This is a genomic window from Pseudomonas sp. PSPC3-2 (genome assembly GCF_049897085.1).
Lineage (GTDB): Bacteria > Pseudomonadota > Gammaproteobacteria > Pseudomonadales > Pseudomonadaceae > Aquipseudomonas > Aquipseudomonas paraveronii.
Genome location: NZ_JAFCVO010000007.1, coordinates 83,705 through 107,111 on the forward strand (window position 1 = coordinate 83,705; position 23,407 = coordinate 107,111).

General features: G+C 60.3%; 23 protein-coding genes and 1 pseudogene. 10 read left to right on the forward strand and 14 right to left on the reverse strand.

The window, feature by feature from the left end; genetic code table 11:
• Positions 1-3 precede the first annotated feature (3 nt).
• Entirely contained in the window at positions 4-636 is a 633-nt protein-coding gene (gene ycaC, locus ACP7CJ_RS13505) for an isochorismate family cysteine hydrolase YcaC (protein ID WP_276195035.1), read from the reverse strand.
• Between the two features lie 452 nt (positions 637-1,088).
• On the opposite strand from ycaC, the pseudogene ACP7CJ_RS13510 reads away from it, so the two are divergent.
• Positions 1,089-1,303 (forward strand): annotated as a pseudogene (locus ACP7CJ_RS13510) (DUF6124 family protein); the annotation flags it as partial.
• 232 nt (positions 1,304-1,535) lie between these two features.
• Here the strand turns inward: ACP7CJ_RS13510 and ACP7CJ_RS13515 are convergent.
• The 9 genes from ACP7CJ_RS13515 to exaC all read right to left on the reverse strand — a co-directional run bounded on the left by ACP7CJ_RS13515 (position 1,536) and on the right by exaC (position 10,842).
• Entirely contained in the window at positions 1,536-2,309 is a 774-nt protein-coding gene (locus tag ACP7CJ_RS13515; RefSeq protein WP_276195034.1) for a LexA family transcriptional regulator, read from the reverse strand.
• Positions 2,310-2,523: 214 nt separating this feature from the next.
• Positions 2,524-3,051: an inorganic diphosphatase gene (ppa, locus tag ACP7CJ_RS13520; RefSeq protein ID WP_003237090.1), complete on the reverse strand. Its 528-nt coding sequence runs from the start codon at positions 3,049-3,051 to the stop codon at positions 2,524-2,526.
• A 107-nt stretch (positions 3,052-3,158) separates the two neighbouring features.
• On the reverse strand, positions 3,159-3,974 hold the full coding sequence (locus tag ACP7CJ_RS13525) for a zinc-dependent peptidase (RefSeq protein ID WP_426100540.1): 816 nt from the start codon (positions 3,972-3,974) through the stop codon (positions 3,159-3,161).
• 6 nt (positions 3,975-3,980) lie between these two features.
• Positions 3,981-4,637, reverse strand: coding sequence for a DedA family protein (locus tag ACP7CJ_RS13530; protein ID WP_057005938.1), 657 nt, complete (start codon positions 4,635-4,637; stop codon positions 3,981-3,983).
• Between the two features lie 309 nt (positions 4,638-4,946).
• The gene (locus ACP7CJ_RS13535) at positions 4,947-5,405 is read right to left on the reverse strand and encodes a GNAT family N-acetyltransferase (protein WP_276195032.1); all 459 of its coding nucleotides are present in this window, start codon (positions 5,403-5,405) and stop codon (positions 4,947-4,949) included.
• 92 nt (positions 5,406-5,497) lie between these two features.
• Positions 5,498-6,331: an ethanolamine ammonia-lyase subunit EutC gene (gene eutC, locus ACP7CJ_RS13540; RefSeq protein ID WP_426100542.1), complete on the reverse strand. Its 834-nt coding sequence runs from the start codon at positions 6,329-6,331 to the stop codon at positions 5,498-5,500.
• Positions 6,328-7,722 carry an ethanolamine ammonia-lyase subunit EutB gene (locus ACP7CJ_RS13545; RefSeq protein WP_247401420.1) on the reverse strand — a complete coding sequence of 465 codons (1,395 nt, stop codon included), beginning with the start codon at positions 7,720-7,722 and terminating at the stop codon, positions 6,328-6,330. The genes eutC and ACP7CJ_RS13545 overlap by 4 nt, the downstream gene beginning before the upstream one ends.
• Positions 7,723-7,785: 63 nt before the next feature.
• A complete protein-coding gene (eat, locus tag ACP7CJ_RS13550) occupies positions 7,786-9,219 on the reverse strand; it encodes an ethanolamine permease (protein ID WP_276195030.1) in 1,434 nt (477 codons plus the stop codon).
• Positions 9,220-9,321: 102 nt separating this feature from the next.
• Complete coding sequence (exaC, locus tag ACP7CJ_RS13555) at positions 9,322-10,842, reverse strand: acetaldehyde dehydrogenase ExaC (RefSeq protein WP_253399469.1); 1,521 nt, start codon at positions 10,840-10,842, stop codon at positions 9,322-9,324.
• Between the two features lie 274 nt (positions 10,843-11,116).
• Between exaC and ACP7CJ_RS13560 the strand changes: the two genes are divergently transcribed.
• From ACP7CJ_RS13560 to ACP7CJ_RS13580, 5 genes are all read left to right on the forward strand, one after another.
• The gene (locus ACP7CJ_RS13560) at positions 11,117-13,033 is read left to right on the forward strand and encodes a sigma-54-dependent Fis family transcriptional regulator (RefSeq protein ID WP_426100544.1); all 1,917 of its coding nucleotides are present in this window, start codon (positions 11,117-11,119) and stop codon (positions 13,031-13,033) included.
• Positions 13,034-13,253: 220 nt separating this feature from the next.
• On the forward strand, positions 13,254-14,336 hold the full coding sequence (locus ACP7CJ_RS13565; RefSeq protein ID WP_426100546.1) for a hypothetical protein: 1,083 nt from the start codon (positions 13,254-13,256) through the stop codon (positions 14,334-14,336).
• A gap of 217 nt (positions 14,337-14,553) precedes the next feature.
• Complete coding sequence (mpl, locus tag ACP7CJ_RS13570; protein ID WP_276195027.1) at positions 14,554-15,903, forward strand: UDP-N-acetylmuramate:L-alanyl-gamma-D-glutamyl-meso-diaminopimelate ligase; 1,350 nt, start codon at positions 14,554-14,556, stop codon at positions 15,901-15,903.
• On the forward strand, positions 15,900-16,529 hold the full coding sequence (gene ubiX, locus ACP7CJ_RS13575; protein ID WP_276195026.1) for a flavin prenyltransferase UbiX: 630 nt from the start codon (positions 15,900-15,902) through the stop codon (positions 16,527-16,529). Before mpl ends, ubiX begins: the two co-directional genes overlap by 4 nt.
• Positions 16,522-16,806, forward strand: coding sequence for a YceK/YidQ family lipoprotein (locus tag ACP7CJ_RS13580; protein ID WP_276195025.1), 285 nt, complete (start codon positions 16,522-16,524; stop codon positions 16,804-16,806). The genes ubiX and ACP7CJ_RS13580 overlap by 8 nt, the downstream gene beginning before the upstream one ends.
• A gap of 124 nt (positions 16,807-16,930) precedes the next feature.
• Here the strand turns inward: ACP7CJ_RS13580 and ACP7CJ_RS13585 are convergent, their stop codons facing one another.
• The 3 genes from ACP7CJ_RS13585 to ACP7CJ_RS13595 all read right to left on the reverse strand — a co-directional run bounded on the left by ACP7CJ_RS13585 (position 16,931) and on the right by ACP7CJ_RS13595 (position 19,881).
• A complete protein-coding gene (locus ACP7CJ_RS13585; RefSeq protein ID WP_276195024.1) occupies positions 16,931-17,572 on the reverse strand; it encodes an oxidoreductase in 642 nt (213 codons plus the stop codon).
• A gap of 29 nt (positions 17,573-17,601) precedes the next feature.
• On the reverse strand, positions 17,602-19,320 hold the full coding sequence (locus ACP7CJ_RS13590; protein WP_276195023.1) for a C13 family peptidase: 1,719 nt from the start codon (positions 19,318-19,320) through the stop codon (positions 17,602-17,604).
• A 105-nt stretch (positions 19,321-19,425) separates the two neighbouring features.
• Positions 19,426-19,881, reverse strand: coding sequence for a MaoC family dehydratase (locus ACP7CJ_RS13595; RefSeq protein ID WP_276195022.1), 456 nt, complete (start codon positions 19,879-19,881; stop codon positions 19,426-19,428).
• A gap of 158 nt (positions 19,882-20,039) precedes the next feature.
• Between ACP7CJ_RS13595 and ACP7CJ_RS13600 the strand changes: the two genes are divergently transcribed.
• From ACP7CJ_RS13600 to ACP7CJ_RS13615, 4 genes are all read left to right on the forward strand, one after another.
• Positions 20,040-20,402 (forward strand): CidA/LrgA family protein, encoded by a 363-nt coding sequence (locus ACP7CJ_RS13600; protein ID WP_276195021.1) that lies wholly within the window; start codon positions 20,040-20,042, stop codon positions 20,400-20,402.
• Positions 20,399-21,115 carry an LrgB family protein gene (locus ACP7CJ_RS13605; protein WP_253399451.1) on the forward strand — a complete coding sequence of 239 codons (717 nt, stop codon included), beginning with the start codon at positions 20,399-20,401 and terminating at the stop codon, positions 21,113-21,115. The genes ACP7CJ_RS13600 and ACP7CJ_RS13605 overlap by 4 nt, the downstream gene beginning before the upstream one ends.
• A 21-nt stretch (positions 21,116-21,136) precedes the next feature.
• A complete protein-coding gene (locus ACP7CJ_RS13610) occupies positions 21,137-21,727 on the forward strand; it encodes an LON peptidase substrate-binding domain-containing protein (RefSeq protein ID WP_426100548.1) in 591 nt (196 codons plus the stop codon).
• 102 nt (positions 21,728-21,829) lie between these two features.
• Positions 21,830-22,045, forward strand: coding sequence for a hypothetical protein (locus tag ACP7CJ_RS13615; RefSeq protein WP_426100668.1), 216 nt, complete (start codon positions 21,830-21,832; stop codon positions 22,043-22,045).
• Here the strand turns inward: ACP7CJ_RS13615 and ACP7CJ_RS13620 are convergent.
• On the reverse strand, positions 22,039-23,355 hold the full coding sequence (locus tag ACP7CJ_RS13620; RefSeq protein WP_426100550.1) for a bifunctional DedA family/phosphatase PAP2 family protein: 1,317 nt from the start codon (positions 23,353-23,355) through the stop codon (positions 22,039-22,041). The two genes, ACP7CJ_RS13615 and ACP7CJ_RS13620, sit on opposite strands and share 7 nt — an antisense overlap.
• Between the last annotated feature and the right edge of the window lie 52 nt (positions 23,356-23,407).

The window sequence follows — 23,407 nt, forward strand, 5'->3', positions numbered from 1 at the left end:
CTCTTACTTCTGCTGCGCCGTCAGCGCCGCATAACCATTCATCAAGTTGCGATAGTTCGGAATACGCTGGGACAACAGATTGCCCAGGCCTTCGATATCGTTGCGCCAGTCGCGATGCAACTCACACGCCACCGAAAACCAGTTCATCAACTGCGCACCGGCCTGCGTCATCCGGCTCCACGCCGCCTGCTGCACCGTGGTATTGAACGTGCCCGACGCATCCGTCACCACAAACACCTCAAACCCCTCCGCCAGCGCCGACAACGTCGGGAACGCCACGCACACATCCGTCACCACACCGGCAATGATGATCTGCTTACGCCCGGTGGCCTTGATCGCCTTGACGAGGTCTTCGTTGTCCCACGCGTTGATCTGACCAGGACGGGCGATGTACGGCGCGTCCGGGAACATCTCCTTCAACTCCGGCACCAGCGGGCCGTTCGGGCCTTGCTCGAAGCTGGTGGTGAGGATCGTCGGCAGGTTGAAGAACTTGGCCAGATCCGCCAGGGCCAGCACGTTGTTCTTGAACTCGTTGGGCGAAAAGTCCTGCACCAGGGAGATCAGGCCGGTCTGGTGGTCGACCAGCAGGACTACGGCGTCGTCTTTGTTCAAGCGGTTGTAGGTTGGTGCGCTCATGGTTGAATCCTTTTTTGTTTAAGTGGGTTGGGCGTTGCGTTCAACATGGGCACAGATTAATGGGTGGGGTGTGGGGGATAAATCGGCTTGGAGGCGTCTTACTGTCAACTTAAAAGGGACAATTGGTTGAGCTGCTAGCAGTATCGATCCCTTTCATTTGCAGGACGTTTCCTAGAAAATCCGAGTCGCTTGCGTCAGCGAAATTCCGTGACTAGGCTGCGGTCCGTCACTGCAAATTCAGTGATCGGGTTTAGTCGCCCGGACTTCGCTAGGCGCACGCGCCATCCCAAAGACAGGTGTCTTCTCACCTGCACTTTATGGTGGCTGTGCGCAGGGCACCTCCGGGTGCGCCGGTGCCTAGCGGCCGGTCGACTAACCTGCGTACAGCCGCCACCTCTGCTCGTTTAGTCGCGAAAGGACGGTGGTATTCACTTACTGCTAGGAGTTTTGCTATGGATAACGTTGTTTCGGATTCGCCGTCATAGCCTACGACCAACCCCTTTACTGTTAATGAAGAACTGAGCTTTGAGGATGCTGGGTGCGTGTGGCTGAGTTGCTGCAATGTGCGGTGGCGACATCGCAGGCGCTCGGGGAGCCGCTGGCTGCGCCGCAGAGGGCGGTGATGCATTTGGTGGAGATGGCGAAGCTGGTGGCGGAACGGGCGTTGGGTATTTGGATTTCGATGACTGCAGGCATTAAAAAGCCGGCTTGTGGCCGGCTTCTCGGGGACTGCCTCAGCTTGTTTTTGACAAACCTCAGCAGCCTTCAAATCGCTCAGCCAACATCGCGTCTGGCTGAATAGTCGGGGCATCCGCGGGAGTTTTCCGCATCGCCTGGCAGGGTGAATGGCCTAAAACCAACCCCTGCCAAATGTGCGGCGCATGATACCCACATTCCCCTCAGTTGCCCACCTCCGGATCGGATTTAGAGCCTTCCCAGCCCAGTAGGTGTTCATCCAGTGGCACGGGTGGGCGGCGGTTGTTGAGGGTGGACCACCAGAATACCCAGCCGACGATCTGGAAGTTCTGTTCGAAGCGTTGATCGAAGGTCAGGTATTCGTCGGGGTGTTCGCCGGCGTTGTGGCTGCGCATGCGCAGGCCGCCGCCGGGGCGGTTGTAGAGGTATTTGATGCGCAGCATGTCGTCGTGTTCGACGGCGTAGATTTCGCCGTCGACGATTTGGGTGCGGCCGCGGTCGATGGCGAGGGTGGCGCCTTGTTGGATGATGTCGATCATGCTGTTGTCGACCATGTAGGCGCCGAGGGCGCGGTCGGGGTTTACGTTTAAGGTGTCGAGGGTGTGACGCGAGAGGCGGATGTGTTCGGTTGAGGTGAAGGACGGATGGAGGGTGATCTCCACGTCGATGGTTTCCGGGTGACGGACGGGGCCTGTGAGGTATTTGCCGCTTTCTTCGCGGGTGGGCAATGCTTTCCTTGCATCGTGACCTTCCAACAGGAAGTTGGCCGGTGGGTGTTTAGGGCCTACGCCGGCGTGCAGCCAGCGGCTGGAGACGCACAGCAGTTCTGCGATTTCGTTGAGTCGGCCCATGGGGACGCCGCGTTTGAACCAGTTGTTCACGTGTTGAGGCGTGACACCGCGGTTCTTGGCGAAGTCGGAAGCGGAAAGATGAACTTCCCGTAATAACGCTTTTAAGCGATCACCTGATGTATTCATAAACGCAGAGTTTACTGGCCGGGAAAATAGATCAAATAAACCATGCGTTCAATTGCCGGTGTAGGTTTTTGCTTAGTTGTAGCCTGATCTTTCTTTGTTGCTTGTTAGTTCAACATAGAGTGTTAAGTGTTGAACTTGATGTTTAGTTTTTCCGACAAAAAAAGCCCCGAATGATCGGGGCTTTTTTGATTGTCGCAGCAATGAGGAGCAGGTATCAGCCTTTGTAGGCTGCGACCGACTTCATGATCTCGGCGCGGGCGGCGTCTGCGTTGCCCCAACCTTCGATCTTCACCCATTTGCCTTTTTCGAGGTCTTTGTAGTTCTCGAAGAAGTGCTTGATCTGTTCCAGCAGCAGTGGCGGCAGGTCGGTGTATTCCTTCACGTCCACGTACAGCTGGGACAGCTTGTCGTGGGGGACTGCGATGACTTTGGCATCGCCGCCGCCGTCGTCGGTCATGTTCAGGATGCCGACTGGACGCGCGCGGATAACCGAGCCTGGGGTAACCGGGTAAGGGGTTACGACCAGCACGTCGAGGGGGTCGCCGTCGTCAGCCAGGGTGTTGGGGATGAAACCGTAGTTGGCCGGGTAGAACATCGGGGTGGCCATGAACCGGTCAACGAACAGGCAGTCGCTGTCTTTGTCGATTTCGTATTTGATCGGCGCGTGGTTGGCCGGAATCTCGATGGCGACGTAGATGTCGTTCGGCAGGTCTTTGCCAGCCGGAATCTTGCTGTAGCTCATTGGGCGTTGCCCCCGTAGTTGGCCATGGACATGGCCGGATTGGCCTAAAAGTGGCGGCGATTATAGGCATATTCTGACGCCGATGCCATTCACCAGACGTCGTACAGTCATTCGCCTTGTGGCTGATAACGTGGGTGGTGCGCTTGCAGCTGGGTGAGGCGGGCTAGAGGGTCCTGGCGGTAAAAGCGGCTCAGTTGCGCGTACACCTGTGGATAACTGTTGATCAGTAAATCGGGCGCGCTGAAAAAATATTCGCTGGTGACGGCGAAAAATTCCGCCGGGTTTTCGGCGGCGTAGGGGTCGATGGCGGTTTCGGCGTCGGGGTTGGCGTCCAACTGGCGATTAAGCTCGTCGTAGGCGCCTTGCATCACGCTGGCCCACTCTTGCACACGCATGTCGTGGTGCAGGGGCGGCAGGCCGTTGGCGTCGCCGTTGAGCATGTCGAGCTTGTGCGCCAGCTCGTGGATCACCAGGTTGTAGCCTTCCCAATTGCCGCTGGCCAGCACGCCGGGCCAGGCGAGGATCACCGGGCCTTGTTGCCAGGCTTCGCCGCTGTGCTCGCCGTCCCACTCGTGCTCGACGCCGCTGGCATCGCGATGGCGTTGCGGGCTGAGGAAGTCGTCGGGGTACAGCACGATCTCGTGGAAGCCCTGATACCAATCGAGGTCGCCGAGGTTCATCAGGGGCAGTTGTGCCTGGGCGGCGAGCAGCAGGCGTTGTTCCTGGTGCAGCTCGACGCCGGGCAGGGCGGTGAGGTGTTTTTCGGCGAGAAACACCACGCAGGCTTCGCGCAGCCACTGGTCTTGCTCGGCGCTGATGCCGTCGAGGAAGGTCAGGTGCTCGCGCACCCGCTGCCAGGTGTCATCGGCAATCGGGTGCTTGGCCAGCAGGCGCCGGCGACGCCAGGCGCTGAGGGACCACATCGCAGGTTACTGCGGCTTGGCTTCGGAAGACGCGCGGCCAAAGCGGCTGCGGAACACGCTAATGATCATCGGCACCAGCGACAGCAGGATGATGAACACCACCAGCAGCGAGAGGTTTTTCTTGATAAACGGTACGTTGCCGAAGAAGTAGCCGAGGGTCACCAGGCCGCCGACCCAGAAGACGGTGCCCAGCACGCTGAAACCGAAAAAGCGCGGGTAGGGCATTTTCGCGATGCCGGCGACGAACGGTGCAAAGGTCCGCAGGATCGGCAGGAAGCGCGCCAGGGTCACGGTTTTGCCGCCGTGCTTGTCGTAGAAGTCGTGGGTTTTTTGCAGGTAGTCGCGGCGGAAGATTTTCGAATTCGGGTTGCTGAACAAGCGTTCGCCGGCCGTTCGCCCGATTACGTAGTTGGTGCTGTCGCCGAGGATCGCCGCCAACATCAAGAGGCCCGCGAGCAAGACCGGGTCCATGCCACCGCCCGCCGCCACCGCGCCGGCAATGAACAGTAATGAATCACCCGGCAGGAAAGGCATGACCACCAGGCCGGTTTCGCAAAAGATTACAAGGAACAGAATGGCGTAGATCCACAGACCGTAATTTTTTACCAGCAGGTCGAGGTAAACGTCGAGATGCAGGATAAGGTCAAGCGGGTTGAAATCCATGGATGGCACCTGTGTGAATGGCCCGGCTCGGCAGGCCTGTGCGGAGGCTCGGGTAATAAGGCTACAAGTATTTGTCGCGCTTCTTACAACCCTGAAAGGTCGGCATTATACGGATTGAGAAGTGAAAAGCGTGTGGGTTTTGTAGCGGGGGATGTCATGGCACTCGGCTCCCGAGCACCACAGAACCAAATGTGGGAGGGGGCTTGCCCTCGATGGAGTCGTGTCAGTTATAAAGAGTCTGAATGATCCACCGCTTTCGGGAGCAAGCCCCCTCCCACAGGGGGTTTTTGGTGTCTGGAGGCGTTGAGTTTAGTCTTCGCTGATCGGCAGCACGTAGTTTTTGAACTCGGTGTCTTCGCGAAACCCCATCGACTCATATGTCTTCTGCGCCACGTCATTGTTGCTGCTGGTCGACACCCGCAGCCTCACGGCATGGGTCTCCTTGGCCATCTTCTTCGCCGTGCGCATCAGGTTATCCGCCACCAGTTGCCGGCGCGCGTCTTCGGCGACGTAGATGTCGTTGAGAATCCACACACGTTTGAGCGACAACGAAGAAAAGCTCGGATACAGCTGACAGAACCCGAGCAAGCGTTTGTCGTCGTCATCGGCCAGGGCCAGGTAGATCACCGATTCCTTGCGGCGCAGGCGCTTTTCCAGGAAGGCCCGCGAGGAGTCCGGGAACGGCAGGGCCCCGTAGAACTCGCGGTATTTGACGAACAACGGGGTCAACAGGTCCAGGTGTTCCGGGGTCGCTTGAGTGATCCGCATGCCAGGCCTCAACTTCCAAATGGGGTACGACCCCGCGAGGGGCCGTAACTTGATGCTGCCTAAAGACGCGAAAAAGCGCAATCGTGTGGGGATCAGTCCGTGGGTGGACTGAGCAGGAAATTGCCTTTCACCAAGTCCGGGTCATCTGACTCGATGGTCTGAAGCTGCGCCTCATCCTTGAGATTGACCCCCGACAACTGTCGACGGCAGGCCTCGCGCATCAAATACAGCAGGCGGTGGGCTGCCATGCCATAACTCAAGCCTTCCAGGCGCACGTTGGAGATGCAGTTGCGGTACGCATCGGTGAGGCCGACCTTGGGGTTGTAGGTGAAATACAGGCCCAGGCTGTCCGGCGAACTCAGCCCCGGCCGTTCACCGATGAGGATCACCACCATCTTGGCGCCGAGTAACTGGCCAATCTCATCGGCCACCGCGACGCGGCCCTGTTCCACCAGGATCACCGGCGACAGGGACCAGCCTTCGGCGTGGGTCTGTTCTTCCATGCGCGTGAGAAACGGCAACGTATGTTTATGCACCGCCAACGCCGACAGGCCATCGGCCACCACTACGGCCAGGTCGACGCCGCCGGGGTTGGCCGCCGCATGGTCGCGCAGGGCCTGGGCCGATGCGTCGCTCAGGCGCCGCCCCAGGTCCGGGCGTTGCAGGTAGCTGTGGCGGTCGAGGGCGGCGCTGTGCAGTAACAGGCTGTCACGCCCGCGCTCGGCAAGCTGAGTGCTGAGGCCAGCGTGGTCGAAGGGCAGGTGGACCGCGTCGCGCGCCTGGGCGTGGGCGAATTGGAAGTCTAGCTGTGCGTTGGTCGGGATGCTGGTGCCGGTCCGGCCCAGGGCAATGCGCGCCGGGGTCAGGCGACGCAGTTCCAACCACGGGTTTTCGGGTAAGTCTGGTTGCACGGGCGGCTCCTTCATCCCAATTGCGCCAAGGCGTGGCGAAACGCCGGTGGCAGGCTGTTGCCGAAGCGCACTTTGCCGTCGGCTTGCGTGAAGATGCCCATTTTCGCCAGCCACTGTTCAAACTCCGGCGCCGGCTTTAAACCCAATGTTTGCCGGGCGTACAGGGCGTCGTGGAACGAGGTGGTCTGGTAGTTGAGCATGATGTCGTCGGAACCGGGAATGCCCATGATGAAGTTGATCCCGGCCACACCCAGCAGGGTCAGCAGGGTGTCCATGTCGTCCTGGTCGGCCTCGGCATGGTTGGTGTAGCAGATGTCGCACCCCATCGGCACTCCCAGCAGCTTGCCGCAGAAGTGGTCCTCGAGGCCGGCGCGGATGATCTGTTTGCCGTTGTACAGATACTCGGGGCCGATAAAACCGACCACGGTGTTCACCAAAAACGGCTTGAAATGCCGGGCCACGGCGTAGGCGCGGGTTTCGCAGGTTTGCTGGTCGACGCCGAAGTGCGCGTTGGCCGACAAGGCGCTGCCCTGGCCGGTTTCGAAATACATCAGGTTCTGGCCCAGGGTGCCACGGTTCAGGCTCAAGCCCGCTTCGTAGCCTTCCTGCAGCAGGCTCAGGCTGATGCCGAAACTGGCGTTGGCCGCTTCGGTGCCGGCGATCGACTGGAACACCAGATCCAGCGGCACGCCACGGTTGATGGCTTCGATGGAGGTGGTGACGTGGGTCAGCACGCAGGCCTGGGTGGGGATTTCGTAGCGCTGGATGATCGCGTCGAGCATCTCCAGCATGGCGCAGATCGAGGCGATGCTGTCGGTGGCCGGGTTGATGCCGATCATGGCGTCGCCGTTGCCGTAGAGCAGTCCGTCGAGAATGCTCGCGGCGATGCCCGCCGGTTCGTCAGTGGGGTGGTTGGGTTGCAGGCGGGTCGACAAGCGGCCACGCAGGCCCATGGTGCCGCGAAACCGGGTGACCACGCGGATCTTCTGCGCCACCAGCACCAGGTCTTGCACGCGCATGATCTTCGACACGGCGGCGGCCATTTCCGGTGTCAGCCCTGGCGCTAGTGCACGTAGGGATTGTTCATCGGCCGCATCACTGAGCAGCCAGTCGCGCAGGCCGCCGACGGTCAGGTGACTGACGGCGGTAAACGCCTGTTTATCGTGGGTGTCGATGATCAGACGGGTGACTTCGTCGCTTTCATAAGGGATCAGCGCCTCTTGCAGAAAGTGCTTCAGCGGAATATTGGCCAGCGCCATTTGCGCCGCCACCCGCTCGCCGTCGTTCTGTGCGGCGACGCCGGCGAGGAAATCCCCTGAACGGGCGGGGCTGGCCTTGGCCATCACGTCCTTGAGGCTGTCGAAGCGGTAGGTCGATGCACCCACCGCGTGGGAAAAACTTGCCATACAGTGTCTCCTGGATGACGCGGGCAAATGTGGGTAAGGCGCCCGCGTCGAGGTTTACGGCATTTAGTGCAAGGCGGCCTCTGCGGCCTGGATCGCCGCGAATTCTTCTTCCGGCGTGCCTGCTACTAAGTGATGCCGGCTGTAGAAAGCAAAGTAAGCAATTAATACTCCATAGATGATCGCAGCGCCAATCACCACCCGTGGGTCGACCAGAAAGCCCGCTACCACGGCCACGCAGGCCAATACCAGCGCCACGCCGGAGGTGAAGATGCCGCCCGGCGTGCGGTACGGACGATCCATTTTGGGGCGACGGATGCGCAGCGTGATGTGCGCGGCCATCATCAGCACGTAGGAAATGGTCGCGCCAAACACCGCCACCAGGATCAGCAGGTCACCCTGGCCGGTCAGCGACAGGCCGAAACCGATAATGCCGGGGATCACCAACGCCAGGACCGGCGCCTTGCTTTTATTGGTCTGGGACAGTTTGCGCGGCAGGTAGCCGGCGCGGGACAGCGCGAAGATCTGCCGCGAATAGGCGTAGATGATCGAGAAAAAACTGGCAATCAAGCCCGCCAGGCCGACCAGGTTGACGAAGCTGCCCATCCAGGTCGAGCCGCCATACGACAGCGCCAACGCTTCAACCAGTGGGTTGCCGGACTTGATCAGCGCATAGGTGCCGGCGCCGCCCGGTGCAATCACCAGGATCAACAGGGCAAAACTGGTCAGCACCACAATGGCGCCGATCAGGCCGCGGGGCAGATCGCGCTTCGGGTTCTTGGTTTCTTCGGCAGCCAACGGAACGCCTTCTACCGCCAGGAAGAACCAGATCGCATACGGAATCGCCGCCCACACGCCGACGTAGCCAAATGGCAGGAAGGTGCTGGCGCCCTTGGCTTCGGTCACTGGAATGTCGAGTAGGTTGGCGACGTTGAAGTGCGGCACCATCGCCACCAGAAACACACCCAGCGCAATGGCGGCGACGGCGGTAATCACAAACATCAGCTTCAAGGCTTCGCCCACGCCAAAGATATGGATGCCGATGAAGATGATGTAGAACGCCAGGTAGATCATCCAGCCGCCAATGCCGAACAGCGACTCGCAATAGGCGCCGATGAACACCGCAATGGCGGCGGGGGCGATGGCGTATTCGATCAGGATCGCGGTGCCGGTCAGGAACCCGCCCCAAGGGCCAAAGGCGCTGCGGGCAAAACCGTAGCCACCGCCGGCGGTGGGGATCATGGAAGACAGTTCGGCCAGGGAAAAGCACATGCACAGGTACATGGTGGCCATCAGCAATGTGGCGAGGAACATGCCGCCCCAGCCGCCTTGGGCCAGGCCGAAGTTCCAGCCGGCGTAGTCGCCGGAGATTACGTAGGCAACGCCAAGGCCGACTAACAGCACCCAGCCGGCGGCGCCTTTTTTCAGTTCGCGTTGTTGGAAGTAGTCGGTGCCGACTTTTTCGAAGTCGACGGTAGAACTAGTGGGTTCGCTAGGCATGGGGAAGTACCTTTGATTGTTATTGTTTTTAATTCGGCCTCTGTGTGCCGGATGCAATTGGCAAGTACTTATGAATATCTAAATGTGGGAGGGAGTTGTCAGTTAGAAGAAGCCCAGTGGATTAATGTCGTAGCTCACCAGCAAGTTCTTGGTCTGCTGGTAGTGATCCAACATCATCTTGTGCGTCTCGCGGCCCACGCCGGACTTTTTGTAACCGCCAAACGCGGCATGTGCCGGGTATAGGTGGTAGCAGTTGGTCCACACGCGGCCGGCCTTGATCGCCCGGCCCATGCGGTAGGCACGGTTGATGTCGCGGGTCCACAGACCGGCGCCGAGGCCGAACTCGGTGTCGTTGGCGATCGCCAGGGCTTCGGCTTCATCCTTGAAGGTGGTGATGCTCACCACTGGGCCGAAGATTTCTTCCTGGAACACCCGCATCTTGTTGGTGCCCTTGAGCAGGGTCGGCTGGATGTAATAACCGGTGGCCAGATCGCCGGTCAGCTTCTCGACCTTGCCGCCAGCCAGCAACTCGGCGCCTTCGCCCTTGGCGATTTCCAGGTACGACAGGATCTTGTCGAACTGCTGCTCGGACGCCTGGGCGCCGACCATGGTGTCGGTGTCCAGCGGATCGCCACGCTTGATCGCCTCGACCTTCTTCATCACCACTTTCATGAAGTCGTCGTAGATCGATTCTTCCACCAGCGCACGGGATGGGCAGGTGCACACTTCGCCCTGGTTGAAGAACGCCAGCACCAGGCCTTCGGCGGCTTTCTCGATGAATTGCGGTTCGGCGTTCATGATGTCGGCGAAGAAGATGTTCGGCGACTTGCCGCCCAGTTCAACGGTGGACGGAATAATGTTCTCGGCCGCGCAATGCATGATGTGCGCGCCCACCGGAGTGGAGCCGGTGAAGGCAATCTTGGCGATGCGCTTGCTGGTGGCCAGGGCTTCGCCAGCTTCTTTGCCGAAACCGTGTACCACGTTCAGCACGCCCGGCGGCAGCAGGTCGCCGATGACTTCCATCAGCACGCTGATGCCCAGCGGAGTTTGCTCGGCTGGCTTGAGCACCACGCAGTTGCCGGCGGCCAGGGCCGGGGCGAGTTTCCAGGCGGCCATCAGCAGCGGGAAGTTCCACGGGATGATCTGGCCGACCACGCCCAGGGGCTCATGGAAGTGATAGGCGGCGGTGTGTTCGTTGATTTCGGCGCTGCTGCCTTCCTGGGCGCGGATGCAACCGGCGAAGTAGCGGAAGTGGTCGGCAGCCAGCGGGATGTCGGCGTTGAGGGTTTCACGCACGGCCTTGCCGTTGTCCCAGGTTTCGGTGATGGCCAGCAGTTCGAGGTTCTGTTCGATACGGTCGGCGATCTTCAGCAGCACCAGCGAACGGTCCTGGGCAGAGGTTTTGCCCCAGGCGTCAGCGGCGGCATGGGCGGCGTCCAGCGCTTTGTCGATGTCTTTGGCGGTGGAGCGTGGGAATTCGGCGATTGGCTTGCCGTTGACCGGCGAGGTATTGGTGAAATAGTTGCCATCGACCGGCGCCACGAACTCGCCGCCGATGTAGTTGCCGTACTTGGCCTTGAACGAAACGATCGCGCCTTCAGTACCGGGGTGTGCGTAACGCATGGTGGGTATCTCCTGGCTTTTTATGTTTATTGGAGTGCAGCGCGGCAAGCGCTTGATAAAGCGTAGAGCAAAGGTCGGGCCACTGCCTTGCAAGCCAGTTAAATCAGGGGGTTGGCGAGTGCTGAAAAGCGCTGCTGTGCCAGCCTTGGTACAGTCGGTGTGACAGTTTGTCCCATCAACGGTACAGCCTGTGACCGGTGGGCCGGCGCGGGATTGCAATGCCCGGGTGGCTGGGGGATGCTGGGTGTTCTCACGCAGGGAGAATAATAAGAACATGCGTCACGATCATTTCAGTCGCCATGCCCAGCAAGTCTTGACCGTCACTCGTGGGCAAGACCTTTCCCAGGGCCCCGGCAGCGACCCGTCCATCGCCCGCTCCTGGCTGCGTTGCCTGGAGGATTATCACCTTGACCCAGCGCTGACCATCGCTCCCACGGTGCTCGAACATGGCCGTCTGCTGGAAAGCCGCGAGCGCCTGCAGCAGGTGTTGCACATTGCCGGCAGCGAGATGAACAGCCTGCATCAGCAACTGTCGGGCGCCGGCCACGCCGTGTTGCTCACCGATGCGCACGGGGTGATCCTCAACTGTGTCACCGCGCCGTCCGAACGCAAGATTTTCGAAGGCGCCGGGCTGTGGCTCGGCGCCGACTGGAGCGAGGCCTGCGAGGGCACCAATGGCATCGGCACCTGCCTGGTGGAGCGTCAGTCGTTGACCATTCACCGCGATGAACATTTTCGCGGTCGCCACACCGGGCTGACCTGTTCGGCGAGCCCGGTGTTCGATCACCAGGGTGAATTGCTAGCGGTGCTGGACGTGTCATCGGCGCGGGAAGCGGTGTCGCGCCAGAGTCAGTTCCACACCATGGCGCTGGTTAACCTGTCGGCGAAGATGATCGAGAGTTGTTACTTCCTGCGTCACTTTGAGCACCACTGGCTACTGCGTTTTCACCTGCAGGCGGAGTCCGTGGGCTTGTTCAGTGAAGGGCTGCTGGCGTTCGACGGGGAAGGGCGCATTTGTGCGGTCAACCAAAGTGCCCTGAACCTGCTGGGGCAGGTGCGCGGTGGCCTGCTGGGGCAGCCGGTGGAGGCGCTTTTCGAATGCTCCCTGGATCAACTGCTGGGCCGCGCCAGCGCCAATGCCACGGCAAGTTGGCCGTTGCTTACGCGGGACGGTCGGCATCTGTTTGCGGCGTTGCGCGGCCAGCCGCGCAGTGTGCCGGTGCCAGCGTCGGTGGCTGCCGCCAAGCCCGAGCGGCGGCCCGGTATCTGCCTGGGCGATCCCGCGTTGCAAAGCGATTTTCGCAAGGCGCTACGCGTATTCGAGCGTGACGTGCCGCTGCTGGTAAACGGTGAAACCGGTTCCGGCAAAGAGGCCTTCGCCAAGGCCGTACACCAGGCCAGCCAGCGTGCGGACAAGGCTTTTGTCGCGCTCAATTGCGCCGCCATCCCGGAAAGCCTGATCGAAAGCGAACTGTTCGGCTATCGCGGCGGCAGCTTCACTGGCGCCCGCAAGGAAGGCATGCGCGGCAAGCTGCAACAGGCGGACGGGGGCACGTTGTTCCTGGACGAAATCGGCGACATGCCGCTGGCCTTGCAAACCCGGCTATTAAGGGTGCTGGAGGATCGCCTGGTGGTGCCCATCGGCGGCGAACCCCAGGCGGTCAACGTGAGGGTCATCAGTGCCACCCACCGGGATTTGTTGCAACGTGTGCAGGACGGCAGCTTTCGTGAAGATTTGTACTACCGGCTTAACGGTTTCGAAATTGGCTTGCCACCGTTGCGCGAACGTAGTGATAAGTCGCAAGTGCTGGATTTTTTGCTGGCCCAGGAAGTCGGTGGGCAGACGATAACGCTCGATGCTGGCGCGCGACAGGCATTGCTGGCGTTCACCTGGCCGGGCAATGTGCGGCAGTTACGCACGGTGTTGCGCACCCTGGTTGCGCTGTGTGAGGGGGCGTTAATCCGTGTCGATGATCTACCGCCGATGATTCGTCCGGCGTCCTTGGCTACGGCTGCTGCGGATGTGCCATCCCTGTCGCTGCTCGATGATGCCGAGCGCCTGGCATTGTTGAAAGTCCTGACGCAGCAGCGCTGGCATATGACACTTGTGGCTGAACGGTTGGGGGTGAGCCGCAATACGTTATATAGAAAGTTACGAAAACATGGGATTGAACTGCGTTCGGCGCTGTAATGCGTAAGTTGTTATCAAGTGCATAAGTGCGGTTTTTGATTTTTGGTTGTAGGGTGATTTACTTCTGTTTTTTATAGGGGGTTTATTGGGGTGGTGTGTGTCAATGGCAGCGGGGGTGCAAGTAGGCGAGTACCTGTAATGTTATGTTGGTGGAACTGAGTTGGATCTTTTTGTCACCCAGTGAATGCAAGTTTGTTATTGATTAACTCAGGTGATGAATATGAATATTGCAGGTATTTCCATTTGTGCCGCAGCACCCTCGGCTGATGTTTCAGCTGATTTTACCCCGGATGCCAATAATGGTAGATCGACGGGTAGTCCGCGCGAGGGCGGTTCAACTACTTGGAAAAGTGACCACTGCGACAAAGCTGACGACTCTGAACGTTTAAACTCGAACGTACACGCTCGTAGTAAAAGAGGGATTAATATCGGAGGCCTTTTCCGCAGGCCAGCATTGAGAGGGTCCAGCCTGCCGGCTTCGGGGACGCCCGGTCACTATAATCCTGTTCCGGTATCGTCTCTCCCCAAACCCTCTCCCACTTCTGCAACAACCAATCCCATTCGAAATCTTTTAGTGAATACCAATTCGTTCAGCGGCGCCGGTACTCTTCCTTCCAGGTCCCATCCCGTTCCCAGGACGTTTGGAGAGGTGGCGCAAAACCTGGTCACTGCCGATCGCTTGGTCAAGGCCGGCGTTTTTAAGACCGGGCCTGATTTGAAAACCGTGACACGCGACGCTTTCGTGAATGCCGCGGTCAACGGCTTGGTCAGTACGCCATTGAGTATTGCTACTTACGCAGGCTCCGTGTGGAGTGGTGAGCATATCAAGGGGACGTTTAGCGCCAACACCCCGTTACTTCCTCCTGCGCACCAACCCGCCCCGAGTCAACAGAACGGTGTGGCGGGATCGGCGTCGAGTCTTGCATCGCCGCAAGATCTGGAGTTGCGCTTGGAAAATGCGGAGTTAAAACTTGTACTGGTCAGTAATACGATCCAGGCATACACCGAAGGGAGCGAGGGTAAAGCCTTGGATAAAAGCCCTGATTGGCCAACCGAGACAACTGCTCGACTTGATATGGTGGAAAAACAATACGCCACCGTCGAGTCGAACTTGAAATTAATTTCTGAGGAAAACGATTTTATATTCAGGCCTTTTAAGCGTGATGCCGTCACCACCGAGAAAGATCCTGTGCGCCGCCTTGAAACATTGGATCGACGAAATCAGGCTGTTTTAAATCAGATCTCCCGTATCAATACGGTGTTGGAGCCGAAGGGGCTGCCATCCTCAACGCAGGTTGTCTGATGCAGGTTATGTCGGCGCCGGTAGGCAGTTGATTGCTGGCACTCCATAGTGACACTCGTCTGCGCATGAGTCCGGTGCAGTAAAGGCGTGCGCCGGCACCGGACTCAACGACGGCGCTGCCGGTCGAATCGAGCAGATTGATCCGGCGCGTACCGCTAAAAGAGTGCGATTTCCCACTCCCTGCGCTAACCTGCCTCGATGTTTTACGAGGTCGACCATGCACATTCATATTCTCGGTATTTGCGGTACTTTCATGGGCTCGATGGCGGTTCTGGCCAAAGAGTTGGGCCACCATGTGACGGGTTCCGACGCCAACGTCTACCCGCCCATGAGTACGCAACTGCAAGCCCAGGGCATCGAGTTGACCCAGGGCTATGACCCATCCCAATTCGATCCGGCCCCCGATCTGGTGGTGATCGGTAACGCCATGTCCCGTGGCAACCCGGCGGTCGAGTACGTACTGAACAAAGGTTTGCCTTATGTGTCCGGCCCGCAATGGCTGGCGGACCATGTGCTGCAAGGGCGTTGGGTGCTGGCGGTCGCGGGCACTCACGGCAAGACCACCACCAGCAGCATGCTGGCTTGGGTGTTGGAGCACGCGGGCATGAGCCCGGGTTTCCTGATCGGCGGTGTGCCGCAGAACTTCTCGGTGTCGGCGCGCTTGGGCGATACGCCGTTCTTCGTGATCGAAGCCGATGAATACGACAGCGCTTTCTTCGACAAACGCTCCAAGTTTGTCCACTACCGCCCACGCACCGCGATCCTGAACAATCTGGAGTTCGATCACGCGGATATCTTCCCCGATCTGGCGGCCATCGAGCGGCAGTTCCACCATTTGGTGCGCACCATCCCAAGTGAAGGCCTGGTGATCCATCCGACCACCGAACCGGCCTTGCAGCGCGTCATCGACATGGGCTGCTGGACCCCGGTGCAAACCACCGGCGCGGGCGGGCAGTGGCAGGTCAGGTTGCTCAGTGACGACGGCTCCAAATTTGAAGTGCTGTTGGAAGGCGAAGCCCAAGGCATTGTCGATTGGGATATGACCGGCCAGCATAACGTCGCCAACGCCTTGGTCACTCTGGCGGCCGCACGGCATGTTGGCGTGGTGCCTTCGATGGGCATCGCGGCATTGAGTGCGTTCAAAAGCGTGAAACGGCGCATGGAAAAGGTCGCCGATGTGAATGGGATTACCATCTACGACGACTTTGCCCACCACCCGACGGCGATTGCCACCACCCTTGATGGCCTGCGCAAGCGTGTCGGTGATGCGCCGATCATTGCCATTATCGAACCGCGTTCCAACTCCATGAAGCTCGGCGCACACCGCGATGGTTTGCCGGAGAGCGTCAACGACGCGGACCAAGTGGTCTGGTACGCGCCGGCCAACCTGGGGTGGGACTTGCCCGCCATTGCGGCGCTGTGTCGCGTGCCGTCGAAGGTCTGCGATTCCATCGAAGGCATCATCGAATTCGTCAAGCAACAGGCCAAGCCCGGCACCCACGTGGTGGTGATGAGCAACGGCGGCTTCGGCGGCCTGCACGGTAAACTGGCCGAGGCCCTGAAATGAGCGGGCCGGAGCGCGTTACCCTGGCCATGACCGGCGCATCCGGCGCGCCTTATGGCCTGCGCCTGCTCGACTGCCTGGTGCGCGAGGAGCGTGAGGTGCACTTCCTGATCTCCAAGGCCGCGCAACTGGTGATGGCCACCGAGACCGATGTCGCGCTGCCACCCAAGGTGCAGATGATGCAGGCGTTCCTCACCGAGTACACCGGTGCGGCGGCGGGGCAGATCAGGGTCTACGGTAAAGAGGATTGGATGTCGCCGGTGGCCTCGGGCTCCGGCGCGCCGGCGGCGATGGTGGTGGTGCCGTGTTCCACGGGTACGTTGTCGGCGATTGCCACCGGCGCCTGCAACAATTTGATCGAGCGGGCCGCCGATGTGACGTTGAAAGAACGTCGTCAGTTGATTCTGGTGCCGCGTGAAGCGCCTTATTCGAGCATTCACCTGGAGCACATGCTCAAGTTGTCAAACATGGGTGTGACCATCTTGCCCGCGTCGCCCGGGTTCTATCACCAACCGCAGACGATCGATGACCTGGTGGACTTTGTGGTGGCGCGGATTCTCAATCTGCTGAACATTCCGCAGGACATGCTGCCGCGTTGGGGTGAGCATCATTTGAGCAGCGATGAATAAGCTACTGCTGGTCTTGTTGGCCTTGCAACTGACGGGCTGCGCCACCGCGCGCACGCTGGATGCCGCCAAGCCCGGTGCGCCGGTGGTGTACGCTGGCACGCGGCTGGATCTGTACGCCATGAATGGCGGCTGTTGTGCCATGGACCGTTTTGGTGCCGAGGCGCCGAGCTATCCCGGCGTCGACCTGCCGGCCAGCGCGTTGCTCGACACCTTGCTGTTGCCGCTGTCGGTGTTGACGGTGGTGGGCGTAGGATTCAACGCCACAGGCGGCCTATAGAAGTGTATTACCTGTGCTGGCCTCATCGCCGGCAAGCCAGCTCCCACATTTGATTGTGGTTCACGCAGTTCCAAATGTGGGAGCCGGGCTTGCCCGCGATGAGGGCTGCCCGGTCACCGCAAAATTACTTACCAAGCTTGCGCAACTCATCCGACTCAACCACGCGCACCCCGTCCTGCTCTTCCAGCGCCAGCCGCCACATGGCGCGGGCCAGTTCGCAGACTTCGATGCCGTGGTACTTGCCGGGAATCAGCCGTGACAGCGGCCCGGCCAATTGCTCGGCCAGGCGCGGTTCGAGGCGTTCCCCCAGTAACAGCGAAGGCCGCACGATGGTCAGTTGCGGCCAACCCTGGGCCTTCAAGGCCTCTTCCATTTGCCCTTTGACCCGGTTGTAGAAGATCGAGGATTTAGGGTCGGCGCCAATCGCGCTGATGACGATCAGGTGCCGCGCGCCCATGTCCCGCGCGCGCTTGGCAAACCCCACGACCATGTCCAGGTCGACGGCGCGAAAGGCTTCTTCGGAGCCGGCTTGCTTGATCGTGGTGCCCAGGCAGCAGAAGGCGATATCCACCTGGCCCTGCAGTTGCGGCAAGAACACCGCCGGGTCGCCCACCGGGTTCTCCAGGCGTGGGTGTTTGGCCAGCGGCTTGCGGCTGGGCGCCAGCACGCGGGTCACGGTGGGTTCATTGAGCAGGCGATCGAGCAGGTGTTCACCTGTCAGGCCAGAAGCTCCGGCGAGCAAGATATGCTGAGGTGTCAGGTACATGGTGTTTCCCCCTTATTACACGTTACAGCTTAGTTGCCTTTAGCTTCCCTGCTATTTAGTGAGACGCTTTCGAGCGCCTTTCGTGCCTGCTGCTTGCGTAATAGTTGCCAATGGGCGATCACGCCTTTGGGGGCCCAGATCTGCGGTTCGGAGGCTTCGAAGTTGTCTGCCTGCTCGCGTTCGGTCACGTGCAGTTGCGCCAGCTTGAAGGCTTGCTGCAAGTCGTCGGTCTGGTTGAAAGCCTGGGCGAAAAGGGCATCGCCGAAGTAGGTAAAGTCGGCTTCTTCGGAGCAACCGAATGACACGCGGTCGGCGCGGGAAGCCGTCATGATCAAGGTGTGCTCGTCTTTCAGTGCCGGAATGAAGCCGCCGGAGTAGCACGCGGAAATCACCACGATCTTGTCGCGGTTCTTCAGCGGCGTGAGTACTGCGGCCAGCTCATCGGCCGGCAGATCGGCCAGTTCCATGCGCGGTTGGTCGAGTACCAGTTCGTGTTCGTGGGTGCCGTGGCTGGTCAGGTAGATAAATACCAAGTCCTCCGGCCCGCTACGTTCGGCCAGGGTCTGCACCGCACGCCGCAGGCTTTCGCGGGTGGCCAGGGGGCGGTCGGTGATATGGTCGCGATGGTTGACCAGGCGAATCTGTCCGCGCGCCCCGAAGCGGCTGGCGAGCATATTGCTGACGTAATCGGCTTCGCGCAGGAACACACTTTGTTTGCCGTCACCAGCCAATACCAGGGTGTACAGCTCCACGGCGGGGGTCGAGGCGGGCACGGCGGCGAGGGCGGCATCGAGCAAGTGGCCCTGGGCCAGTACGCCAATTTCCAACGGGTCGGGCAACAGCTTGCCGTCGGCGTCGCGCACGCGCATGCCGTTGACCCATGTGCCCGCTTGCACGGTGCCATCGGTGAGCACCAAGGTGCCACGACCCTGGTAGTTGTCGCTGTCGAAACCGCCGATATAGAAGCTGCCGTCGGTGAGGTTCAGGCGGCCTTCGCCGCTGAAGCGCCAATCGCTGAACTGGCCGACGTAGTGGCTGCTATCGACGCCGATCAACTCGCCCTTGCCGCTGAGGGCGCCTTCCTTGAACTCGCCGATCCACACGTCGCCGTCGGCGTTTTCGTAGCGACCCTTGCCATTCAGTTGGTTTTGTTTGAACTGGCCGACGTAGATGTCGCCGTCAGCGCTGTTGAAGGTGCCGTTGCCTTCGAGTTGGCCGTCGACGAAGTGGCCGCTGAACTGGTTGCCGCTGTCATCGTTGCGCTGACCTTCGCCATTGGGCTTGCCGTGGGCGAACTGGCCCTGGTATTGGCTGCCGTCGGCCAGCTCCAGGCGCCCGAGGCCGGAATACTGATCGTCCTTGAATTCGCCGCGATAGGTCATCTGCCCCTCTTTGAGGGTGCCTTCGCCGTTGCGTCGGCCTTGCTTGAAACCGCCGACATACTGGCTGCCCGCAGTGGTCAGGCTACCCTGGCCGTCGAACAGGCCTTGCTGGAATTGACCTTTATAGACTTCGCCGTTGCTGCCGTGCCATTCGCCCTGGCCGTGCCACTGGCCTTTGTCGAACTGGCCGGTGTACCAGCTGCCGTTGGGGTAGTCCACGCGCCCCTGGCCCTGCAGCAAGCCATTGACCACGTCACCCCGGTAACGGCCGCCATCGGGCAGGCGCGCATCGGGCGGCAACAGCGATTCGCCGTCTCCGCAAGCGGTGAGCAACAGGGCAAGGACAAGGGGAGCGAGTGGGCGCATAGCGGGATCCGGATAATTGAGCGCCGAGTATGCCGCAGCTACGACTTACATACATAAATTTACGTGCCCTGAGGTGAGTTTCAGCGCCTCACCACAGGGCGGCGCTTACACGAAGCAGAGTGACAGCGACTCGGCAACGTAAGCGGGTTTTTCCTGGCCTTCGATTTCCAGGGTGGCGGTGGCCTTGAACAGCCATTGGCCGGGTTTTTTCTCGGTGACGTCGGTGAGCGTCACGTTCAGGCGCACCTTGGAATTGACCTTCACCGGCTGGATAAAACGCACACTGTCCAAGCCATAGTTGATCGCCATCTTCAAGCCTTCGGGCATGATCAGGATGTCTTCCATCAACTTGGGCATCAGCGACAGTGACAGGAAACCGTGGGCGATCGTGCTGCCGAACGGGGTTTGCGCGGCCTTGACCGGGTCGACGTGGATGAACTGATAATCGCCAGTGGCCTCCGCGAACAGGTTGATACGGGCCTGGTCGATGGTGAGCCATTCGGAACGTCCCAGTTCCTTGCCGACATAATCTTTGAGCTGCGCTACAGGTACATAGGGCATTGCGTCTCTCCTTGGTTCATCGGTTTTTATTGATGTGCGAGAACGAGGTTAGATCATCATGGGCAACCAGCCCGGTCAATCCACCATGCTTATTGCGAATGCCTGAGCATAGCGTGGGCATGTTTATAATGCGGGCGAGTCTTGAGGGGGAAGAACGGATGCTGTTACGCGGTCTGACGTGGCTGGTGCTGTTTCAATTGATCGGCACGGCGATCAACCATTTGCTGATGCCGGTGTTGCCGGGGCCGATCATCGGTTTGCTGTTGATGCTGGGTTACCTGGTGTGGCGTGGCGAAGTCGCTGAGCCCCTGAGCCTGGCGGCCAGCAGCTTGCTGCGTTACTTGCCGTTGCTGCTGGTGCCGCCGGCGGTGGGAGTGATGGTGTACGCCAAGGATATTGCCGCCGACTTCTGGGCCATCGTCGGCGCGTTGGTGTTGTCGCTGGTGATCGCCATGGGGTTCGTCGGCGTGCTGATGCAAAAACTGGTCAAGCGCCAGGCGCAGAGGGAGGAGCAATCATGACCTTCGACTGGCAAGGCGCATGGACAGCGGTGATTCATCATCCGCTATTCGGCATCGGCATCACCCTTGGCGCCTATCAACTGGTACTCGCGGGCTTCGAGAAAACCCGCTGGATCTTCCTGCAGCCGGTGCTGGTGTCGATGCTGCTGGTGATTGGCGTGCTGCTCACCTGTGGCCTGAGTTACGCCGAGTACCGCAAGAGCACCGAGATCATGAGCATTCTGCTGGGCCCGGCGACCGTGGCCCTGGCGGTGCCGCTCTATCTGAACTTGCGACGGATTCGTCAATTGTTCTGGCCGATTTTTACTACGCTGGTGATAGGTGGCGTGTTGGCCACTGGTCTCTGTGTATTGCTGGGCTGGTGGTTCGGTGCCGAACACAGGATGTTGATGACGATGGCGCCCAAGTCGGTGACCTCGCCGATTGCCATGCTGGTGGCCGAGCAGATCGGCGGCGTGGCTGCATTGGCTGCGGTGTTTGTGCTGATCACCGGGGTGATCGGGGCGATGATCGGCCCGGCATACTTGTCGCGCCTGGGCGTGCACAGCCCCGAGGCGCGCGGCATGGCCCTGGGCATGACCGCCCACGCCGTCGGCACGTCGGTGGCCCTGCAGGAAAGCGAAGAATGTGGCGCCTTTGCGGCGCTGGCCATGAGCCTCATGGGCGTGGCGACGGCGGTGTTCCTGCCGCTGGCCGTGTCGGTGATTGTTTGAATCGGGGTTAAGGAAACCTTTATGAGTCTGGCGCTGTTCCCGCTCAACACTGTGCTATTTCCCGGCTGCACCCTCGACCTGCAATTGTTCGAGGTGCGCTACCTGGACATGATCAGCCGCTGCATGAAAAAGGGCGAAAGTTTCGGCGTGGTGTGCATCCTCGATGGCAAGGAGGTAGGCACGGCTGCGGAAGGCTACGCGCTGATCGGCTGTGAAGCGCTGATACGTGACTTCAAGCAGCAGGATAACGGCCTGCTGGGCATTCGCGTCGAGGGCGGGCGCCGCTTTCGTGTCCGCGACGCCGAGGTGCAGAAGGACCAGTTGCTGGTGGCCGAGGTGCAATGGCTGGAGGAGCTGCCGGACCACGCGCTGGAAGAGGAAGACGCCGATCTGCTGGCCCTGCTCCAGGCCCTGGCCGAACACCCGATGGTGGCCTCGCTGGACATGGGCACCCATGCCGATGGTCAGCAGGCCCTGGGCAATCAATTGGCGTATTTGCTGCCGTTCACTGAGGCCGACAAGATCGACCTGCTGCAACTCGATGATCCGCAGCAGCGGCTGGATGCGATCCAGATGCTGCTGGATGAGTTGCAAGGTGAGTTGTTCACCTGATCTTCGGAATTGTCTGGCGCTGCTTTCAGACTTTCCTGCGTTGCTCCCATCGCACTGGCTGAAATAGTTTCCGATCACACAACCACTGATCAGGGGATGAACATGATTCGGCTAGTGCAATCGGAGCAGGCGGCCTGGGACGTTTTTTTTGTCAGCATTACTTCGCAGTTGCTTGCGCAGGAAGCAACGCGTAGTCCGGAATACATCGCCGAGCGCGGCGCAGAAATTGCCGACGAAATGCTGCTGGAGCGGCGCGAAAGGTGCATCGAGCGTCGAACCGCCCCAATTGACTGGATCGGTCCGGCCAAGGGTCAGTAGGCGTACCTGAGCAGCGCGTGCGGGGTGCCGGTAAAGGCGATGAAACCGAGCACCGCCACTACGACGGGCAATACCAGCCACCAGGCTTTCTGCGGCATGGGTGGCAGCGGGCTGCGGTATTGGACCGCGCTCAGGCTCAATGCGCAGACGGTCATCGCCAGCAGTGTTCCGGCCAGGATGTCGGTGGGCCAGTGGGCGCCGAGGTAGACCCGCGACAGCGCGATGAATGCGGCGGGAATGCAGCCCAGCAGCAGCCAGGTCAGGCGCAGGCGCGTGGGTTGCCCGCGCCCGGCCAGTACCGCCAAGGCCAGGAAAAACGCGAATGCGCCGGAGGCGTGGCCACTGGGCATGCTGAAGCTGGTCAGCGGGTCAGTGAGGATTTCCGGGCGACCACGGGCAAAAAATTGCTTGGTGGTGGTATTGATCAGCGCGGCCCCGCCCAGCGTGACGCCGACAAACAATGCGTGGCGCCATTGTCGTGCCAGTAACAACAGGCCAGTGAGCAGGGCGCTGGCGACAAACATCTTCTTGAACTCGCCCAGTTGAGTGAGCCTCACCATGGTCTCGTCCAGCCAGGCGCTACGATGCTCCTGCACCAGGGTGCTCAGCCCCTGGTCGAAGTCGTTGAGGTGCGGGTAGCCGATAAACAGCGCGATCAACAGGATCAGGCTGGCGCAACCGGTCCACAACGTGGCCTGGCGATGGCCGCGCAGGCTGCTGTTCAAACTCAACCCCAGCAACACCGCCAGGCATGCCGCGACAATCCCCGCTTCGGGCCAGAACCCCGCCGGCAATGGCAGGCGGAAGGCCGCGCCGGTCGCCCAGCCCGGCAGCAGGTAGGCGACCGTCCAACTGGCCGCCGCGACAATGCTGACGAGAGCAAAGCGCGGGAACGGCATGTCGCACATGCCGGCCACCATCGGTAGCATGGGGCGCAGCGGGCCAATGAAACGCCCTACCAGCAGGCTGGCAATGCCGTACTTGTGGAAGTAGGTCTCGGCGCCGTTCATCCATTCAGGGTGATGCCGCAGGCCTGGCAGACGCCGGATGTTCTGGTGGAAATGTCGCCCCAGGAAGTAGGACACCCCATCGCCTAACAGGCCGCCGAGAAAACCCAGCAGCAGGGTTTCACTCAGGGGCAGCGCGCCGCTGCCGGCCAGCGTGGCAATGGCGAACAGCAGCACCGTACCGGGCACGATCAACCCGGCAATGGCCAGGCATTCTATGCATGCGACGATAAATACCGCCGCCGCCAGCCATTGGGGGTTCAGCGTCAGCCAGACGGTGATGCTATCGAGCCATTGGCCCATACAATCCACTCCACTTATGCAGTTTTTTCAATTGGCAATCCACCGACGATCA

Excerpts from the sequence above, each read along its gene's own strand:
- exaC (WP_253399469.1), bottom strand. The coding sequence starts at position 10,842 with ATGCGTTACGCACACCCCGGTACTGAAGGCGCGATCGTTTCGTTCAAG.
- ACP7CJ_RS13585 (WP_276195024.1), bottom strand. The coding sequence starts at position 17,572 with ATGTACCTGACACCTCAGCATATCTTGCTCGCCGGAGCTTCTGGCCTG.
- ACP7CJ_RS13545 (WP_247401420.1), bottom strand. The coding sequence starts at position 7,722 with ATGGCAAGTTTTTCCCACGCGGTGGGTGCATCGACCTACCGCTTCGAC.
- ACP7CJ_RS13610 (WP_426100548.1), top strand. The coding sequence starts at position 21,137 with ATGAGTCTGGCGCTGTTCCCGCTCAACACTGTGCTATTTCCCGGCTGC.
- ycaC (WP_276195035.1), bottom strand. The coding sequence starts at position 636 with ATGAGCGCACCAACCTACAACCGCTTGAACAAAGACGACGCCGTAGTC.
- ACP7CJ_RS13535 (WP_276195032.1), bottom strand. The coding sequence starts at position 5,405 with ATGCGGATCACTCAAGCGACCCCGGAACACCTGGACCTGTTGACCCCG.
- eutC (WP_426100542.1), bottom strand. The coding sequence starts at position 6,331 with ATGAAGGAGCCGCCCGTGCAACCAGACTTACCCGAAAACCCGTGGTTG.
- ACP7CJ_RS13620 (WP_426100550.1), bottom strand. The coding sequence starts at position 23,355 with ATGGGCCAATGGCTCGATAGCATCACCGTCTGGCTGACGCTGAACCCC.
- ACP7CJ_RS13600 (WP_276195021.1), top strand. The coding sequence starts at position 20,040 with ATGCTGTTACGCGGTCTGACGTGGCTGGTGCTGTTTCAATTGATCGGC.
- ACP7CJ_RS13525 (WP_426100540.1), bottom strand. The coding sequence starts at position 3,974 with ATGTGGTCCCTCAGCGCCTGGCGTCGCCGGCGCCTGCTGGCCAAGCAC.
- ACP7CJ_RS13530 (WP_057005938.1), bottom strand. The coding sequence starts at position 4,637 with ATGGATTTCAACCCGCTTGACCTTATCCTGCATCTCGACGTTTACCTC.
- ppa (WP_003237090.1), bottom strand. The coding sequence starts at position 3,051 with ATGAGCTACAGCAAGATTCCGGCTGGCAAAGACCTGCCGAACGACATC.
- ACP7CJ_RS13605 (WP_253399451.1), top strand. The coding sequence starts at position 20,399 with ATGACCTTCGACTGGCAAGGCGCATGGACAGCGGTGATTCATCATCCG.
- ubiX (WP_276195026.1), top strand. The coding sequence starts at position 15,900 with ATGAGCGGGCCGGAGCGCGTTACCCTGGCCATGACCGGCGCATCCGGC.
- ACP7CJ_RS13515 (WP_276195034.1), bottom strand. The coding sequence starts at position 2,309 with ATGAATACATCAGGTGATCGCTTAAAAGCGTTATTACGGGAAGTTCAT.
- ACP7CJ_RS13615 (WP_426100668.1), top strand. The coding sequence starts at position 21,830 with ATGATTCGGCTAGTGCAATCGGAGCAGGCGGCCTGGGACGTTTTTTTT.
- mpl (WP_276195027.1), top strand. The coding sequence starts at position 14,554 with ATGCACATTCATATTCTCGGTATTTGCGGTACTTTCATGGGCTCGATG.
- eat (WP_276195030.1), bottom strand. The coding sequence starts at position 9,219 with ATGCCTAGCGAACCCACTAGTTCTACCGTCGACTTCGAAAAAGTCGGC.
- ACP7CJ_RS13580 (WP_276195025.1), top strand. The coding sequence starts at position 16,522 with ATGAATAAGCTACTGCTGGTCTTGTTGGCCTTGCAACTGACGGGCTGC.
- ACP7CJ_RS13590 (WP_276195023.1), bottom strand. The coding sequence starts at position 19,320 with ATGCGCCCACTCGCTCCCCTTGTCCTTGCCCTGTTGCTCACCGCTTGC.
- ACP7CJ_RS13560 (WP_426100544.1), top strand. The coding sequence starts at position 11,117 with ATGCGTCACGATCATTTCAGTCGCCATGCCCAGCAAGTCTTGACCGTC.
- ACP7CJ_RS13565 (WP_426100546.1), top strand. The coding sequence starts at position 13,254 with ATGAATATTGCAGGTATTTCCATTTGTGCCGCAGCACCCTCGGCTGAT.
- ACP7CJ_RS13595 (WP_276195022.1), bottom strand. The coding sequence starts at position 19,881 with ATGCCCTATGTACCTGTAGCGCAGCTCAAAGATTATGTCGGCAAGGAA.